The organism is Ramlibacter montanisoli (genome assembly GCF_013087525.1).
GTDB classification, from domain to species: Bacteria; Pseudomonadota; Gammaproteobacteria; order Burkholderiales; family Burkholderiaceae_C; genus Ramlibacter; species Ramlibacter montanisoli.
Genome location: NZ_JABFCS010000001.1, coordinates 2187999 through 2205043, shown reverse-complemented (window position 1 = coordinate 2205043; position 17045 = coordinate 2187999). Strand labels below are relative to the sequence as shown.

General features: G+C 68.8%; 16 protein-coding genes and 4 pseudogenes. 8 read left to right on the top strand and 12 right to left on the bottom strand.

All coding sequences use genetic code 11. The features are described 5' to 3' along the window. Window positions 1-47 precede the first annotated feature (47 nt). The 9 genes and pseudogenes from HK415_RS10910 to ribD all read right to left on the bottom strand — a co-directional run bounded on the left by HK415_RS10910 (window position 48) and on the right by ribD (window position 6655). Window positions 48-477 (bottom strand): annotated as a pseudogene (locus HK415_RS10910) (biopolymer transporter ExbD). Then, window positions 477-1175, bottom strand: coding sequence for a protein TolQ (gene tolQ, locus HK415_RS10905; protein WP_171558917.1), 699 nt, complete (start codon window positions 1173-1175; stop codon window positions 477-479). Before tolQ ends, HK415_RS10910 begins: the two are co-directional and overlap by 1 nt. Next, a complete protein-coding gene (gene ybgC / locus HK415_RS10900; protein WP_171558912.1) occupies window positions 1172-1585 on the bottom strand; it encodes a tol-pal system-associated acyl-CoA thioesterase in 414 nt (137 codons plus the stop codon). Before ybgC ends, tolQ begins: the two co-directional genes overlap by 4 nt. Then, on the bottom strand, window positions 1582-2766 hold the full coding sequence (locus tag HK415_RS10895; RefSeq protein WP_171558908.1) for a pyridoxal phosphate-dependent aminotransferase: 1185 nt from the start codon (window positions 2764-2766) through the stop codon (window positions 1582-1584). The genes ybgC and HK415_RS10895 overlap by 4 nt, the downstream gene beginning before the upstream one ends. Further along, window positions 2766-3249, bottom strand: a pseudogene (nusB, locus tag HK415_RS10890) (transcription antitermination factor NusB). The gene HK415_RS10895 and the pseudogene nusB overlap by 1 nt, the downstream one beginning before the upstream one ends. Then, window positions 3246-3710, bottom strand: a complete 465-nt coding sequence (gene ribH / locus HK415_RS10885) for a 6,7-dimethyl-8-ribityllumazine synthase (protein ID WP_171558904.1) — start codon at window positions 3708-3710, stop codon at window positions 3246-3248. The pseudogene nusB and the gene ribH overlap by 4 nt, the downstream one beginning before the upstream one ends. Window positions 3711-3726: 16 nt before the next feature. Next, window positions 3727-4863 (bottom strand): bifunctional 3,4-dihydroxy-2-butanone-4-phosphate synthase/GTP cyclohydrolase II, encoded by a 1137-nt coding sequence (ribBA, locus tag HK415_RS10880; protein WP_171558901.1) that lies wholly within the window; start codon window positions 4861-4863, stop codon window positions 3727-3729. Continuing rightward, window positions 4860-5489 carry a riboflavin synthase gene (locus HK415_RS10875; RefSeq protein WP_171558896.1) on the bottom strand — a complete coding sequence of 210 codons (630 nt, stop codon included), beginning with the start codon at window positions 5487-5489 and terminating at the stop codon, window positions 4860-4862. The genes ribBA and HK415_RS10875 overlap by 4 nt, the downstream gene beginning before the upstream one ends. 53 nt (window positions 5490-5542) lie before the next feature. Further along, window positions 5543-6655, bottom strand: a complete 1113-nt coding sequence (gene ribD, locus HK415_RS10870) for a bifunctional diaminohydroxyphosphoribosylaminopyrimidine deaminase/5-amino-6-(5-phosphoribosylamino)uracil reductase RibD (RefSeq protein WP_171558893.1) — start codon at window positions 6653-6655, stop codon at window positions 5543-5545. 139 nt (window positions 6656-6794) lie between these two features. Here ribD and HK415_RS10865 point away from each other — a divergent pair, with 139 nt between their 5' ends. From HK415_RS10865 to HK415_RS27010, 4 genes and pseudogenes are all read left to right on the top strand, one after another. Further along, entirely contained in the window at window positions 6795-7205 is a 411-nt protein-coding gene (locus HK415_RS10865) for a type IV pilin protein (RefSeq protein WP_171558890.1), read from the top strand. After that, on the top strand, window positions 7202-7675 hold the full coding sequence (locus HK415_RS10860; protein WP_171558885.1) for a GspH/FimT family pseudopilin: 474 nt from the start codon (window positions 7202-7204) through the stop codon (window positions 7673-7675). Before HK415_RS10865 ends, HK415_RS10860 begins: the two co-directional genes overlap by 4 nt. Then, on the top strand, window positions 7672-8259 hold the full coding sequence (gene pilV / locus HK415_RS10855; protein ID WP_253261844.1) for a type IV pilus modification protein PilV: 588 nt from the start codon (window positions 7672-7674) through the stop codon (window positions 8257-8259). Before HK415_RS10860 ends, pilV begins: the two co-directional genes overlap by 4 nt. After that, window positions 8186-8365 (top strand): annotated as a pseudogene (locus HK415_RS27010) (PilW family protein); the annotation flags it as partial. The gene pilV and the pseudogene HK415_RS27010, both read left to right, overlap by 74 nt. A gap of 128 nt (window positions 8366-8493) precedes the next feature. Here HK415_RS27010 and HK415_RS24965 read toward each other — a convergent pair. Further along, window positions 8494-8901, bottom strand: coding sequence for a hypothetical protein (locus HK415_RS24965; protein ID WP_253261843.1), 408 nt, complete (start codon window positions 8899-8901; stop codon window positions 8494-8496). Between HK415_RS24965 and HK415_RS27005 the strand changes: the two are divergent. The 4 genes and pseudogenes from HK415_RS27005 to HK415_RS10840 form a co-directional block, all read left to right on the top strand. Beyond that, window positions 8894-9184 (top strand): annotated as a pseudogene (locus tag HK415_RS27005) (PilW family protein); the annotation flags it as partial. The gene HK415_RS24965 and the pseudogene HK415_RS27005 sit on opposite strands and share 8 nt — an antisense overlap. 160 nt (window positions 9185-9344) lie before the next feature. Next, entirely contained in the window at window positions 9345-9881 is a 537-nt protein-coding gene (locus HK415_RS24955) for a PilX N-terminal domain-containing pilus assembly protein (RefSeq protein WP_309246658.1), read from the top strand. Between the two features lie 282 nt (window positions 9882-10163). Further along, window positions 10164-14627, top strand: coding sequence for a pilus assembly protein (locus HK415_RS10845; RefSeq protein ID WP_171558879.1), 4464 nt, complete (start codon window positions 10164-10166; stop codon window positions 14625-14627). Window positions 14628-14754: 127 nt separating this feature from the next. Continuing rightward, window positions 14755-15243, top strand: a complete 489-nt coding sequence (locus HK415_RS10840) for a GspH/FimT family pseudopilin (protein ID WP_171563343.1) — start codon at window positions 14755-14757, stop codon at window positions 15241-15243. Window positions 15244-15302: 59 nt separating this feature from the next. On the opposite strand, the gene nrdR is transcribed toward HK415_RS10840, so the two are convergent. Further along, complete coding sequence (gene nrdR, locus HK415_RS10835) at window positions 15303-15755, bottom strand: transcriptional regulator NrdR (protein WP_171558875.1); 453 nt, start codon at window positions 15753-15755, stop codon at window positions 15303-15305. A gap of 9 nt (window positions 15756-15764) precedes the next feature. Beyond that, window positions 15765-17009 (bottom strand): serine hydroxymethyltransferase, encoded by a 1245-nt coding sequence (gene glyA, locus HK415_RS10830; protein ID WP_171558871.1) that lies wholly within the window; start codon window positions 17007-17009, stop codon window positions 15765-15767. Window positions 17010-17045: the final 36 nt, after the last annotated feature.

Genomic DNA, 17045 nt, shown 5'->3' with positions numbered 1-17045 from the left:
CCCCGGTTGCGGAGGCGGCGCGAACTCCAGGCGCTCCGCGGCGGCGTTCATGGTCCGGGGGTGGTCTGCACCGACAGGCCGACGCGGTCCACTTCGGCACGCTTCAAGGTGTCCATCACCTTGACGACCGCCTCGTACTTCACGTTGCGGTCGGCGCTGATCACGACGGCCACCGACCCGGGCGGCTGGCCGGACTGCGCCTGCTTCACCGAGGGGCCGATGTCCTTGAGCGTCATCGCGACCGTGCGGTCGCCGTTCCTCGCTCAGGCGTTCGTCCTTGCCGATCAGCACCTCGATCACCTTGTCGGGCTTGCGCGAGGCCTTGCCCACGCTGGGCAGGTCGATCAGGCTGGGCGTGATCAGCGGCGCCGTCACCATGAAGATGATCAGCAGCACCAGCATGACGTCGATGAACGGGACCATGTTGATCTCGTTGATCGTGCGCCGGCCGCGGCCGCGATGCGTGACCTGCGGCATCAGTGGCCGGAGGCGGTACCCGTGAGCCCGCCCAGGTTGCGCTGCAGGATGTTGGAGAACTCCTCGATGAAGGTCTCCAGGTTGATCGCGACGCGGTCGATGTCGCGCGCGAAGCGGTTGTAGGCGACGACGGCGGGAATGGCGGCGAACAGGCCGAGCGCCGTGGCCACCAGCGCTTCGGCGATGCCGGGCGCCACGGTCGCCAGCGTCACCGTCTGCAGCGCGGCCAGCCCGGTGAAGGCATGCATGATCCCCCAGACCGTGCCGAACAGGCCCACGTAGGGCGAGACCGAGCCGACCGAGGCGAGGAAGGACAGGTTGCTTTCCACCGCGTCGAGTTCGCGCTGGAAGCTCGCGCGCATGGCGCGGCGCGCGCCATCGAGCAGCGTGCCCGCGTCGCCGATGCGGCGCTCGCGCAGCTTCTGGTACTCGCGCATGCCGGAGGCGAAGATGCGCTCCATGGGGCCGGCCATCTTGGCGTTCTGGGCGGCGGAGGAGAACAGGTCGTTCAGGCTGGTGCCGGACCAGAACTCGCGTTCGAAGTCGGCGTTGAGCGTCTTGACGCGGCGCAGCGCGAACAGCTTGCGGAAGATCGCCGCCCAGCTGGTGACGGACACCACCAGCAGCAGCAACATGACGAGCTGCACCACCAGGCTTGCGCCGAGGACGAGCTGCAGGATGGAGAGGTCTTGGTTCATGCCTTCGTGTTCAGCACTTCGAGGATCGCGCCAGGGATGCGCGCCGGCCGCAGCGTCGCGGCATCGACCCAGCCGATGCGGATCGTTCCCTCGCACAGCACGGTGCCGCCCCTCAACGCTCTTTGCGCGATTATGAGAGAGGCGCGGCCGCCGGCTTCCAGCTGGGCCGTAACAAGAAGTTCATCGTCCAGGCGCGACGGCTGCAGGTAGCGCACCGAAGTCTCGCTCACCACGAACATGCCGCCGCCATCCTCCTTCAACGCGCCCTGCGATACGCCGAGGGAACGCAGCCACTCCGTGCGCGCCCGCTCGAAAAACTTCAGGTAGTTTGCATAGAAGACGATGCCGCCCGCATCGGTGTCTTCCCAGTACACGCGTATCGGCCAGGTAAAGACCTGGGGCCTGTTCATCGCAGCAGGTCCTTGAGGCGCGCCGCCGCTTCCTGCAGCTGCGCCATCGCATTGGCGGTGGAAAAGCGGATGAAGCGGCTCGTTTCGGCGTGGCCGAAGTCGCGGCCCGGCGTCACCGCCACGTGCGCACGCTCCATCGCCGCGAAGGCGAAGTCCCAGCTGCCCTGCACGCCCAGGCGCTGCGCGGCCTCGCTGCAATCGGCCCAGGCGTAAAAGGCGCCGTCGGGCATCACCGGCACCCGCAGGCCCATGGCCTGCAGCTGCGGGATGAACCAGTCGCGCCGCGCCTTGAACTCGGCGCGCCGGCGCTCGTATTCGGCGATGCTTTCCGGCTCGAAGCAGGCCAGCGCCGCGTGCTGCGCCACCGTGCTCGGGCAGATGAACAGGTTCTGCGCCAGCCGCTCCACCGCCGGCACCAGCGCTTCGGGCACCACCATCCAGCCCAGGCGCCAGCCGGTCATGTTGAAGTACTTGGAGAAGCTGTTGATGCTGACCACCTGGTCGTCGATCGCCAGCGCCGTGTGGCCGAAGGTGTCCTCGTAGGACAGGCCCAGGTAGATCTCGTCCAGCAGCGTGATGCCGCCTTTCGATTGCACGAAGGCGTGGATCCTGCGCAGCTCCTCGGGGTGGATCGAGGTGCCGGTCGGATTCGAGGGCGAGGCCAGCAGCACGCCGCGCGTCTTCGGCCCCCAGTGCTCCTGCACCTTGGCGGCGCTGAGCTGGTAGCGCTCTTCGGCGGTGGTGGGGATCAGCACCGCGTTGCCGTCCGCCGCGCTCACGAAGTGGCGGTTGCACGGATAGCTCGGGTCCGGCATCAGGATCTCGTCGCCCGCTTCGACCAGCGCCAGGCAGGCCAGCTGCAAGGCGGCCGAGGCGCCGGCGGTGACCACGATGCGGCGCGCCGGCACGTCCACGCCGAAGCGCTGCGTGTACCAGCCGCTGATGCGCTCGCGCAGCGCGTCCAGGCCGGTCGCGTGGGTGTACTGGGTGCGGCCGTCGCGGATCGCGCGCGCCGCGGCTTCCTGCACCAGCGGCGGCGCGGTGAAGTCCGGCTCGCCGATGTTCAGGAAGATCATCGGCGTGTCGCTGCGCGCGACCTCCCGCGCCATCTGCGCGGCCGCCTTGGCGACCTCCATCACGTAGAAGGGCTCGATCCGCTCGGCGCGTTTCGAGATCCTCATCAGCGGGCCTTTCCCGTGGCGCGGTCGGCCTCGACCTCGGGCGCGCGCAGCTGGGGGCCAGGCCATTGAGCACGCCGTTGACGTACTTGTGGCCGTCGGTGCCGCCGAACTCCTTGGCCAGCTCGATGCATTCGTTGAGCACCACGCGCCAGGGCACGTCCGGCGCGTGCAGGAACTCGTAGGCGCCGATCCACATCACCGCATGCTCGATGGGGAGATCTCCTCCAGCTTGCGATCCAGCAGCGGCAGGATCAGCGCGTCGAGTTCCGCGGCTTCCCGGATGCAGCCGTGCAGCAGGGCGTCGTAGTGCACGGCGTCGGCCTTGTGGAAGCCGGACAGGCCGCGGGTGAACTCGTCGATGGACGCGGCGTCCTGCCGGCCGACCAGGTGCTGGTACAGGGCCTGCACGGCGAACTCGCGGGCGCGGCTGCGCGGCGGCGGCTTGGCCGAGGTCTTGCGGGCGGGCGTGGGGGCGGCGCTCATGCCAGGTCGTCCAGCAGGTTGGCCATCTCGATCGCCACCTGCGCGGCGTCGCGGCCCTTGTCCACCTGGCGCGCGACGGCCTGGTCCATGTTCTCGGTGGTGAGGATCGCGTTGGCGATCGGCAGCTGGTGGTCCAGCGACACGCGCGTGACGCCCGCGGCGGATTCGTTGGACACCAGCTCGAAGTGGTAGGTCTCGCCGCGGATGATGCAGCCCAGCGCGATCAGCGCGTCGTAGCCGCCCTTTTCCGCCATCGCCTGCAGGGCGACCGGCACTTCCAGCGCGCCCGGCACCTGCACGTGCTCGATGTTCTTCTCCTGCACGCCGCACGCCAGCAGCTCGTCCCAGCACGCCTTGGCCAGCGCGTTGGTCACGGACTGGTTGAAGCGCGCCTGCACGATGCCGATGACCAGCTGCTTGCCGTCCAGCCGGCTGGACGTGCCCTTGTCTGCACCAAACATGAGGATCCCTTTGTTCTTATGCGTTCGGGCGGGGTGTGTAGCCCGCCACTTCGAGGCCGTAGCCCGCCATGCTGGGCATGCGCCGCGGCGTGCCCATGAGGTTCATGCGGTGCACGCCGCATTCGCGCAGGATCTGCGCGCCCACGCCGTAGCTGCGCAGGTCCATGCGGCCGCGCTCGGGCGCGTGCGATGCCTTGGCCGTCCCTTCGAACTGCGCCAGCAGCTGCTCGGCGCCTTCGCCGCAATTGAGCAGCACGGCGACGCCGTAGCCGGTGGCCGCGATGTGCTTCAGGCTGGCGTCCAGGTTCCAGGAGTGCATGCTGCGGTTCACTTCGAGTGCGTCCAGCACCGACAACGGTTCGTGCACGCGCACCGGCACTTCCTGGTCCGGCTGCCACTCGCCCTTCACCAGCGCCAGGTGCAGGCCCTGGCTGGGCTTGTCGCGCCAGGCGTGCGCGATGAACTCGCCGTAGGCGGTGGCGAGCGGGCGGGTCGCGAGCTTTTCCACCAGGCTTTCGGTGCGGCTGCGGTAGCCGATCAGGTCGGCGATGGTGCCGATCTTCAGGCCGTGCTCCGCGGCGAACAGCTGCAGGTCGGGCAGCCGCGCCATCGTGCCGTCGTCCTTCATGATCTCGCAGATCACGGCGGCCGGTGACTGGCCGGCCAGCGCCGCGAGGTCGCAGCCCGCCTCGGTATGGCCGGCGCGCATCAGCACGCCGCCGTCCACCGCCTGCAGCGGGAAGATGTGGCCGGGCTGCACCAGGTCCTGCGGCTTGGCGTGGCGCGCGACCGCGGCCTGCACGGTGCGGGCCCGGTCGGCGGCGGAGATGCCGGTGGTCACGCCTTCGGCGGCCGCCTCGATCGAGACGGTGAAGGCCGTGCCCATCTTCGTGCCGTTGCGCGCCACCATGGGCGGCAGCTGCAGGCGTTCGCAGCGCTCGCGCGTGAGGGTCAGGCAGATCAGGCCGCGGCCGAAGCGGGCCATGAAGTTGATCGCCTCCGGCGTGACGTGGTCGGCGGCGAGCACCAGGTCGCCCTCGTTCTCGCGGTCCTCCTCGTCGACCAGGATGACCATGCGGCCGGCCTTCATCTCGGCCACGATCTCCTCGACCGGCGCGACGGGGACGGGATTCAGGGGCGTGCGTGCGTTCATGCGTTGACCTTTCCGGCGCTCAGCATGCGCTCGACGTAACGGGCGATCAGGTCGATCTCCAGGTTGACCCGGCTGCCGGCGGCCAGCGCGTGCAGCGCCGTGTTCTGCACGGTGTGCGGGATCAGGTTGATGCTCAGTTCGGTGCCTTCGGCGCTGTCGGCGATCCTGTTGACCGTCAGGCTCACGCCGTTGACGGTGATCGAGCCCTTGTACGCCAGGTACTTGCCCAGCCCCTGAGGGGCCAGGATGCGCAGCTCCCAGCTTTCGCCCACGGGTTCCATCTTCAGCACGCGGCCGACGCCATCCACGTGGCCGGAGACCAGGTGGCCGCCCAGCCGGTCCTGCGGGCGCAAGGCCTTTTCCAGGTTGACCGCGCCCTGGCGGTCCAGGCCGGCGGTCTTGTCCAGCGATTCGGCGGAGATGTCGATGCTGAAGCGGCCGGCGTTGGCGTCCAGCGAGGTCACGGTCATGCAGGCGCCGTTGAGCGCGATGCTGTCCCCCAGCCCCACGTCGTCCAGGTAGCCGGCGGGCGCCGTGATGGTGAGCCGCTTGCCGTGCTGCTGGGAAGATCCGAGGTCGTCGATGGCGGCGATACGCCCGACGCCGGTGATGATGCCGGTGAACATCGCGCTATTTTCGCAGAGTCGCGGCGGGCCCCTCCTGCGCCAGCGCAATGAGCCTAGAAGTCGGCCCGTCCGGGAGGGCGCGCCACGATGCGCAGGTCGGGTCCGACCGGCTCGACGCTGGTGAATTCCAGGGGCACGCCCTCGGCCAGCGAGGCCAGCGGGCCGATGTTCACCATGCCCTGGCCGGCACCGAGCAGCCTGGGAGCGAGGTAGACCAGGAACTCGTCGACCAGCCCTTCGCGCAGCAGCGATCCGTTGAGCTTGAAGCCCGCCTCGACGTGCAGCTCGTTGACGCCGCGGGCGGCCAGGTCCTGGAGCAGGGCGGCCAGGTCCACCTTCTGGCCGGGGCCGGGCAGCCGGGTGACGGTCGCGCCTCGCGCTTCCAGCGTCGCCTGCGCTTCGGGGTGGGCCTCGGCGGCGTAGATCCACACCGGCCGCTGCGCGATCTCGAACAGGGCGGCGTCCTCCGGCGTCTGCAGGCGGCTGTCCACCACCACCAGCGGGGGCTGCCGGCCCACGGAGGCGAGGCGCACGTCGAGCCGCGGGTTGTCCTCGAGCACGGTGCCGATGCCGGTGAGCAGGGCACCCGCCCGCGCGCGCCAGGCGTGGCCGTCCGCGCGGGCCGCCTCCCCGGTGATCCACTGGCTCTGGCCGTTGGCCAGGGCGGTCTGCCCGTCCAGCGAGGCGGCGACCTTCAGCCGGACCCAGGGGCGCCTGCGCACCATGCGGCTGAAGAAGCCGATGTTCAGCTCGCGCGATTCGGCGGCGCCGGGGCCCACTTCCACCTGGACGCCGGCCGCACGAAGCCTGTCGAAACCCTGACCGGCCACCAGCGGGTTCGGATCCTTGACCGAGGCAACGACCCGGGCGATCCCCGCCGCCACCAGCGCGTCGCAGCAGGGACCGGTGCGTCCCTGGTGGGCGCAGGGCTCCAGCGTCACGTACGCGGTGGCGCCGCGCACGTCCTCGCCGCGCGCCGCCGCGTCGCGCAGGGCCATGACCTCCGCGTGGGCCTGTCCCGCCGGCTGCGTGTGCCCGGAGCCAAGCACGCGCGAGCCGTCGGCGCACACGATCACGCATCCCACGCGCGGATTCGGCTCGGTGTGGCCGACGCTGCGCAGGGCGAGCGCGAGGGCCTCGCGCACGAATCGATCAGGCACGTTCATCCCCCATTCTCATCCATTGGGAGGGCGCGCCACCTTTCGCGCATTCGATCCGACCGGTTGTCTGCGCTGGGGTGAACGCAATTTCAGCCTCCGTTAAGGTCCCAGCATTCAGAGACATTTTGGGACCAGGAGAGAGCACTTGAAATCGATCCAGCGCGGCTTCACGCTCATCGAGCTGATGATCACGGTGGCGATCGTCGCCATCCTGGCATCGGTCGCGTACCCGTCGTACACCAAGTACGTGGTCCGCACGAAGCGCTCGGCGGCCCAGGCCGTCATGCAGACTGCCGCGAGCAAGCAGGAGCAGTACATGCTCAACGCCCGCAGCTACGCCGGCGCCCTGGCCGACCTGCAGGTCAACGTCCCCGCCGACGTGTCGAACACCTACACCCTCTCGGTGGTGGCGGACAACGCGGCAGCGCCCCCGACCTTCTACGTCGAGGCCGCCCCGAAGCCCGGCCAGGCCGCCCAGGACGCCCGCTGCGGCACCCTGCGGCTGACGAACACCGGCGTGAAGACCGCTTCGGGCGGCGGCTCGGAGTGCTGGTGAGCAGGCCCGCCATGAAGCGGCACTCCGGCTTCACCCTCATCGAGATCCTGGTCGTGCTCACCCTGGCCGGCGTGCTCGTGGGCCTGGCGGTGCCGTCCTTCCGCGAGTTCATGGCCAGCCAGCGGGTCAAGACCGCTTCCTTCGACCTGGTGACCGCCCTCATGATGGCCCGCAGCGAGGCCGTCAAGCGCAACACCCCCGTTTCGGTGAACCAGGCCGCCGGCGGCTGGACCCATGGCTGGACCGTCGTCGTCGGCGGCACCACCCTGGTCAACAAGGATTCCACCGGCAACGTGAACATCACGACCAACCCGGACCCGGCCACCGCCAGCGTCGCCTTCCAGGGCACCGGCCGGGTGGCGGCGACGGTGCGCTTCCAGCTGGAAACGCCCAACACCACCGCGGTCCGCTGCGTGACGATCAGCCCGACCGGCATCCCCAACACCACCACGACGAGCTGCCCGACATGAGCAGGATGCCCCTTCGCATGCAGCGCGGCCGCCAGGGCGGCGCCACCCTCATCGAGGTCCTGGTGGCGCTGTTCATTCTCATGGTCGGCCTGCTGGGCCTGGTCGGGGTGATGATCCAGAGCCAGCGCACCCAGCTGGAGTCCTACCAGCGCGTGCAGGCCCTGCTGCTGGTGCAGGACATGGCGTCCCGCATCAACGCCAACCAGGCCGCCGCCCTGTGCTACGAACAGGCGGCGGTGACGCTGGGCACCGGCTACACCGCCACGCCCGATGCCTCCGGCTGCGGCAGCGGCGACGTCGCCCAGAAGACCCGGGTGACCAAGGACCTGGTGGCCTGGAACGACCTGCTCAAGGGCAGCGCCGAGGTTTCCGGCGGCAACAAGGTGGGCGGCATCCTGGGCGCGCGCGGCTGCATCACGCGCGACGCGGCCAGCGGCGTGTTCCAGGTCAGCGTGGCTTGGCAGGCCACGGACCCGGGCGGCGCGCCGCCCGCGGGCATCACCTGCGGCAATGACGCCGCGAACTACGGTGGCGAAGCATTCCGGCGCGCGGTCAGCATCACCGTGCTGCCGGCCAACTCCTGAGACCATGGCCACTGCGAACACTTCCTTCCGCGGCGCGCCGCGCCGCAGCCAGCGGGGCCTGACGCTGGTCGAGTTCATGGTCTCGATCACCATCGGCCTGCTGCTCGTCGCGGCGGTGGCGACGCTGATCGCCAGCCAGAGCAGCAACCGCGCCGAAGTCGACCGCGCCGGGCGCCTGATCGAGAACGGCCGCTACGGCATCCGCGCCCTGACCGACGACCTGCAGATGGCCGGCTACTGGGGCGAACTCAGCGGCGTGCCCACGGCCGCGGCCCTGGCCGCCATGCCGGATCCCTGCGCGCTGGACCTCGCCACGCTGGAAGCCGCCTCGCAGCTGCACGTGCAGGGCCTCAACGCGCCGGCCTCCGCTTCCGTGCCCGCCTGCGTCAGCAACCAGCGCGCCGGCACCGACATCCTGGTGGTGCGCCGCGCCGACCCGGACTCGAGCTCGGTGGAAACAGCGGGCGCGCCGGACATGGGCAAGCTGGCCACCAACCAGCTGTACATCCAGACCGGGCTCAATCCCGCAGCCACCTTCGCCTCCATCGTCCGCTTCGGCAGCAGCTCGGCCACGAACACCACGAACTTCACCCTGCTGAAGAAGGACAAGGTCACGCGCGCCACCATCCGCAAGATGGTCACCCGCATCTACTACGTGGCCAACTGCAGCGTGGAGGTGGGCGGAAGCTGCGCCGGCGCCGACGCCGGCAACCCGCTGCCCACGCTGAAGATGATCGAACTGACGGTCACCGGCGGCGTGGCCGCCTGGGCCGCGCCGGTGACCATCGCCGAAGGCATCGAGAACATGCAGGTCGACTACGGCGTGGACACCAATGCCGACGGCGCGCCGGACGGCGACGACGTGAACGGCGACCTGCTCACCACCGCCACCTGGGGCGACGTGATGTCGGTGAAGATCCACCTGCTGGCCCGCAGCCTGGAGCGGTCGGCGGACTTCGTCGACAACAAGACCTACCCCTGGGAACCGCTGGCACGATCACTCCGACCGGCGCCGACCTGGGCTTCAAGCGCCACGCGTTCGTTCAATCGGTGCGGCTGGTCAACCCCAGCGCCAGGAGGTCGTCGTGAACCGGTCGGACCGCCAGCAAGGCATGACCCTCGTGGTCTCGCTCGTGATGCTCGTCGTGCTGACGCTGCTGGTCGTCTCGGCCATCCGCTTCGGCAACATCAACCTGCGCATCGCCGGCAACGTGCAGTCGGAGACCGAGGCCTCGGCGGCCACGCAGGTGGCCATCGAGACGATGGTCAAGACGATCAACACCACGCCGAACATCAGCACCCTCGCCACGCAGCAGATGACGGTCTCGACCGGCGGCCGCGACTACACGGTGACGGTGGTCAAGCCCGCGTGCATCTTCAACAAGAACATCAACAACTCGGAACTGGACCCGACCAAGGCCGGCGACCTGCCTTGCTTCGAGACCACCGACACCGAGAAGCTGATCACGGCCAACAACACGCTCACCACAGTTCCCACGGCCTGCAAGAACCAGCAGTGGGATGTTCTGGCGAGCGTCGACGACAGCGCCAAGTCCGGCGCCAAGACGTCGATGCTGCAGGGTATTTCGGTCCGCGTCGGGGCCGAGGTGCAGTGCCCGTGACCTTACAGGCCCGCAAGGGCGCTGGAGCTACCATGAAGACAATCAAGAAGTTCGCACAATCGGTCCTGGGAGTGATGGCGCTGGGAGCGCTGGTGTACACGGGCAGCCTGCGCGCCGAGGACATCGACATCTACATGGACAACTCCACGGGGGGGACCTGCCGAACGTGCTGTTCGTCATCGACAACAGCTCGAACCTCGGCTCCACCTGGGAGGCGGCGGCTGCGCGGGCTACGCCGACGGCAGCGGGGCGCCATCGCTGGGGACCAACACGGCCGGCGGCGTGATCCAGTGCGCCCTGGTGGACACCCTCAACGGCCTGCCGGACGACCGCCTGAAGGTCGGCATCATGACCGGTAACGCCAACGGCTTCGCCACTTCCAAGGGCTGTGTCGGCAAGGACGGCGGCTGCCTGCTGCAGGCCCTGACCACCGTCAATGCCGCCAACCGGCCGGCGATGATCGCATTCATCAAGAGGTGGAAGAGCAACAACAGTCCGGAATCGCCGACGAACTTCCCCTTCACCGTCACCGGTGCCCCCTCGGGCAGCATGATGCAGGAGTCCTGGGCCTACTACAACGGCAAGACCGGACTGTCCGGCCGCACGTACACCGGCAGCATCCTGGAAGCCTGCCAGAAGAACTTCATCATCTATCTCGGCAACACGGACAAGACGCCGGCCGAGGACCTGTCGGGGCCCACGGCGCTGGCCGCGGCGGGCGCCAGTACGAGCCTGCGCAACAAGATCATCGCGCCCAACCCGCTGAAGTTCGATCCTCCCATCTGCGGCCCGAAGAACATCGGCCAGATCGCGGTCGGCAGCAACGCCAACGACTGGTCCTCCAACTGGGCCGACGAGTGGGCCCGTCTGATGCTCAGGCAGGACGGCGGCACCGACGTGATGGAGGGCTCGCAGAACATCACGACCTACACCATCGGCATCATCGACAACGCCGCCAACCAGTGCACGGCCGACTACCCCGCGCTGCTGCAGTCGATGGCCGTCAACGGTGGCGGCAAGCCCTACCGCGTGAGCGATGCGGGCGAGGTGAAGAAGGCCCTGGCCGAGGCGCTCAACGAAGTGCAGGCCGTCAACAGCGTGTTTTCGTCCGCGTCGCTGCCGGTGTCGGTGAACGCCGAAGGCAGCTACCTGAACCAGATCTTCCTGGGCATGTTCCGCCCGGACGCCACGGGTTCGCCCCGCTGGCTGGGCAACCTGAAGCAATACCAGCTGTTCCGCAACAACACGGGGCAACTGGTCATGGGTGACGCGACGCTCTGCGCCGACGGCACGACCTACTGCCCGAAGTCGGCGATCTCGTCGGGCGGCACCGGCTTCCTCTCGCCCAATGCACTGAGCTTCTGGACCTACCGCGACACCAGCGTGCTGCCGGACAGCGTGGGTGGCTTCTTCCTGAACGAACCCAAGGGCCAGCCCGCGTCCACGTACGACTATCCCCCGACGACGCCGGAAGGCCTGGTCGGCGGCGACGGCGAGGTGGTGGAAAAGGGCGGTGTCGCCCAGCAGCTGCGCAAACAGAACGTCGTGGCCACCTTCAGCGGCGCCAGCGGCACCAGCGGCAACCCGCGGCGCCTCTATACGTACTGCCCGGACTCCGCGGCCAGCTGCGCCACCGACCTGGCGCACGCGGACAACGACTTCTCGACCACCAACAGCAAGATCCCGGCGGCCGCCTTCGGCTCTACGCTGACGATCCCGATCACCTCCATCGTCCGTTCCGGCACGACGATCACCGTGACCACCTCGGGCAGCCACGGCTTCAAGACCGGCTCGGTCGTCACGATCCGGAACGTCGCGGAAACCGAGTTCAACGTCACCAAGGCGGTGACGGTCCTGAACGCCACCCAGTTCACGGTCGCCGGCATGCCGGACCTGCCCACCGCCCCCACGACGACGGCCTATACCGTCAGCATTCCGGGCGGCACCTCGATCACCTCCATGGCCCGCGCCACCAGCGGCACCTCCACGGACCTGATGACGGTGAACACTGCCACCCCGCACGGCTACCTGCCCGGCACCGTCGTGCAGATCAGCGGCGTGGCCCCCGCCGAATTCAACGGCAACTGGACGGTCTACGATGCCCCGACCCTCAACCAGTTCCGGTTCAGCATCCCCGTGTTCCCGAACGCGCCCGCCCTGAACACCTACTCGATCGTGCATTCGCCGCGCTCGGTGCCGGTCAACAGCATCACCGCGAGCGGCGGCGTCTATACGGTGGCGACCAGTGCCGACCACCTGTTCCACGCCGGCCAGTTCGTCACGATCTCCGGCATCAAGGGCGCGAACCGGACCGAATACAACACGACCCACGAGATCACGTCCGTCACCGCGCGGACCTTCGTGATCAAGCCGCCCGCCGGTTCGCCCGGCAGCGCCACCACCGGCTCCGTGAGCCCCTCCCTCACGGCGCAGCTGACGAGGCCGACGCGCACCAACTCGGTGGTCTCCAACGCCGCCGTCGTCAGCGGCATGCCGTCCAAGTGGTTCGCCAACGGCGATGAAATCGACGTCACGATCTCCTCGGGCACGGCCGCCGGCGAAGGCGCCGCGGGCGGCGCCGGCTCCTACGTGGTGAGCAAGGCGAGGATCACCTGCTCGGGCGACTGCACGACCTTCACCTACCCGATCACCGTCAGCCCGGCCGCCGCCGGGACGTCCTTCGGCACGGTCGGCCTTCCGGGTTCGGGCGCGGGCAGCGCCACCATCGCCGCCGGCAACATCACCCGCCTTGCGGCCGACCCCAAGACGGCGCGGGTGAGCGGCGTCACGGGCGGCATCTTCGCCAACGGCAGCACGGTCGCCATCTCGCCGGCCAGCGGCTCGGTGCTGGACACCGAGGCGGCCTACGTGGGCACCTGGACGATCTCCTGCGGCGCCGACGCGACCTGCTCCTCGTTCACCTTCGGCCCGGTGAACACCACGCCGCTGGAGGGCTCCGGCGCGAACAGGCAGGCCTACAGCGGCAGCACCTCGCCCGACAAGGACGTGCTGATCAAGTGGCTGCGCGGCGAGGACAACCACGGCGACGAGAAGGGCCCCGGCAACACCGTCACGGTGCGCCCCTCGGTGCACGGCGACGTGCTGCACTCGCGCCCGCTGGTGATCAACTATGGCGACACGCGTCGCGGCATCGTGGTGTTCTACGGCTCCAACGACGGCGTGTACCGCGCGGTCAACGGCAACCAGAGGAACGCGATCAGCGGGACCATCGGCGCGAGCAGCGTCACCGTCCCCGCGGGCGGCGAGCTGTGGGGCCTGATCCTGCCGGACCACTACCAGCTGATCAACCGCTACCGCACCAACTCGCCGGAACTCAAGTTCCCCGGCACCTTCCTGTCCACCGCCCAGCCGAAGGACTACTTCGTGGACGGGCCGACCGGCGTGTACCAGAAGCTCAATGCGGACGGCACGATCAACAAGGCGATCATCTACCTGACGATGCGCCGCGGCGGCCGCTTCATCTACGCGATCGACGTGACGGAGCCCCTGGCGCCCAAGTACGTGTGGTCCAAGAGCCACCAGGACACGGGGTTCGAGGAGCTGGGGCAGACCTGGTCGCGCCCGCGCCTGACGCTGCTGCAGTCCTACAAGGATGCCAGCAACTTGCCGATCCCGGTGCTGGTGTTCGGCGCGGGCTACGACCCCGCGCAGGACGCCGAGCCGCCCACGGGCGACACCATGGGCCGCGGCATCTTCGTGGTCAACGCGCTCGACGGCAGCAAGGTGTTCAGCGCCAGCAGTTCCTGCCCCGACAGCACGGCGAACTGCCGCAAGCACACGGCCATGAAGTACGCGACGCCCGCGGACATCGCGTTCGTGGACCGCGATATCGACGGCTTCACCGACAAGTTCTACTGGGGCGACCTGGGCGGCAACGTCTGGCGTGCCGACGTGGCCGCGGCCAGCCCGGCGGACTGGACCGTGAACCGCGTCGCGAAACTGGGCTGCAACGTCGGGGAGTGCCCCTTCGGGACCACGCCGCGCAAGTTCTTCTTCCCGCCGTCGGTGCTGACCGTGCGCCCGTCGGGCGCGACCGGTTCGTACGAGGCGCTGTCGATGGTGTCCGGCGACCGCGAGCACCCGCTGCGCGACGCCGCGAACGCCAACTCCGCGTTCAACGTCACCGACCGCTTCTTCATGGTCAAGGACCTGGGCACCTCGGTGACCGACCTGAGCCTGAACACGGTGGACGTCACCGCCAGCTCCACCGACCTGTATGACGCGACCTACGCGCTCTGGGACGGCACCCGCAAGGGCTTCTTCATCAACTTCATCGGCGCCGCCTGGAACGAGTCCACCGACCAGCCGGACCCGGCCAAGACGCCGACCAAGGGCGAGAAGGCGGTGAACGCGCCGACGGCGGTGAACGGGCAGATCTTCTTCGCCACCAACCAGCCCAAGGACAAGACCAACACCTGCGTGGCCAACCTGGGCACCGCGCGGGCCTATGCGATCAACCCCTTCACCGGCCGCCAGATCCAGAACGAACTGGCCGGCGGCGGCCTGCCGCCCAGCGCGGTGAGCGGCCTGATCACCATCGTCGACCGCGATGCCAACGGCAACCCGGTGGAAACGCAGGAGAAGTTCTGCATCGGCTGCGGCATCACCGCGGGCGACGGCACGGGCGGCGACAACGGCGCACCCTGCACGTCCGCGCTGGAGAACTGCCCGACCGGCACGCTGATCCCGAAGAACCTCAAGCGCACCTACTGGTACAAGAAGTAGCACCGTTCCGGTGCCGGGTCCGGCAGCTTCCATGTGACCTGCCAGGCACGCTTCCTCCGCAATCCGGCCGCCCGAAAGGCGGCCGGATTTGCTTTTGGCGCGCGCCGCCGCCTCCTAGATTCGCGGCATGCGTGCACGCCGCGGATTCACCCTCGTCGAGATGCTGGCGGTGCTGGCCGTCGCCGGCACCCTGTTCCTGCTTGGCGCGCCCTCGCTCGCTGCGGTGCTGCGCGGCACGCGCGTCTCCAGCGCGGCCAATGAATTCCTGGCCAGCCTGCTGCTCACGCGCAGCGAGGCGATGAAGCGCAAGCACCGCGTGGTGATGTGCCGCTCGGCCGACGCGCAGGGCTGCGCGGCCTCCGGCGGCTGGCAGCAGGGCTGGATCGTGTTCGCCGATGCCGACGGCGACGGCGAGCGCAGCGCCGGGGAGCCCGTCCTGTACGTGCAGCCGGCCCTGGGCAACGCGATGCGAATGACCGGCACCGCCACCGTGGCCAAGTACGTGAGCTATGCGCCCAACGGCACGACGAAGCTGGTGGGCGGAGGCTTCCAGGCGGGCACGCTGACCGTGTGCAGCGCCTCGGGGAGAAGGGCACCGGCCGGCAGGTCATCGTGAACGCCACCGGGCGGCCGCGCACCCAGAAGGTGGAACTGCCCTCGTGCGGATGACGCAGGCTAGCGGCGGAACTCGTCGACCACGTTCTTGAAGTCGTCGACGTCCTCGAAGCTGCGGTACACGCTGGCGAAGCGGACGTAGGCCACCTTGTCCAGCTTCTTGAGCTCGCGCATCATCAGCAGCTCGCCGATGCGGGAACTGGGCACCTCGCGCACGCCCAGGTTGAGCAGCTTCTCCTCGATGCGTTCCACCGCGCCGTCGATCTGCTCGGTGCTCACGGGGCGCTTGCGCAGCGCCAGGTGGAAGGAGCCGAGCAGCTTGGCGCGCTCGTACTCGATGCGCCGGCCGTCCTTCTTCACCACCGCGGGGAAGGTGACGTCCGGCCGCTCGTAGGTGGTGAAGCGCTTCTCGCAGTGCGCGCACTGGCGGCGGCGGCGGATGAAGTCCCCGTCCTCCGCCATGCGCGTCTCCACCACCTGGGTGTCGGCATGGCTGCAGAACGGGCACTTCATGCTGCCGGCCTACTTGTAGACCGGGAAGCGGCGGGTCAGGGCGTTGACCTGCTCGCGCACCCTGGCGATGTTGGCCTGGTCGCGCGGCTTGTCCAGCACGTCGGCCACCAGGTTGGCCGTCAGGCGCGCTTCCTCTTCCTTGAAGCCGCGCGTGGTCATGGCCGGCGTGCCCACGCGCAGGCCGCTGGTGACCATCGGCTTTTCCGGGTCGTTCGGGATCGCGTTCTTGTTGATGGTCATGTGGGCGTCGCCCAGCACGGCCTCGGCTTCCTTGCCGGTGATGCCCTTGGAGCGCAGGTCCACCAGCATCACGTGGCTTTCGGTGCGGCCGCTGACGATGCGCAGGCCGCGCTCGATCAGCGTCTCGGCCACGACCCTGGCGTTCTTCACCACCTGCTGCTGGTAGGCCTTGAATTCCGGCGCCAGCGCCTCCTTGAAGGCCACCGCCTTGGCGGCGATCACGTGCATCAGTGGGCCGCCCTGCAGGCCGGGGAAGATGGCGCTGTTGATCGCCTTCTCGTGCTCCGGCTTCATCAGGATGAAGCCGCCGCGCGGGCCGCGCAGGCTCTTGTGGGTGGTGGAGGTCACCACGTCCGCGTGCGGCACCGGGTTGGGGTAGACGCCCGCGGCGATCAGGCCGGCGTAGTGCGCCATGTCGACCATGAAGATCGCGCCGACGTCCTTGGCCACCTTGGCGAAGCGCTCGAAGTCGATCCGCAGGGAGTAGGCCGAGGCGCCCGCGATGATCAGCTTGGGCTTGCTCTCGTGGGCCTTGCGCTCCATCGCGTCGTAGTCGATCTCTTCTTCCTTGTTCAGGCCGTAGCTCACCACGTTGAACCACTTGCCGCTCATGTTGAGCGCCATGCCGTGCGTGAGGTGGCCGCCTTCGGCCAGGCTCATGCCCATGATGGTGTCGCCGGGCTTGAGGAAGGCCAGGAACACGGCCTCGTTGGCCTGCGCGCCCGAGTGCGGCTGCACGTTGGCGGCGGCGGCGCCGAAGATCTGCTTGATGCGGTCGATCGCCAGCTGCTCGGCGATGTCGACGTTCTCGCAGCCGCCGTAGTAGCGCTTGCCGGGATAGCCCTCGGCGTACTTGTTGGTCAGCTGCGTGCCCTGCGCGGCCATGACGGCCGGGGAAGCGTAGTTCTCGCTGGCGATCAGCTCGATGTGCTCTTCCTGGCGGCGGTTCTCGGCCTGGATGGCGGCCCAGAGTTCGGGGTCGGTCTGTTCGATGAGGATCTTGCGGTCGTACATGGCAGTCGTTCGGACGATGTCCCTGTTCTGGAAACA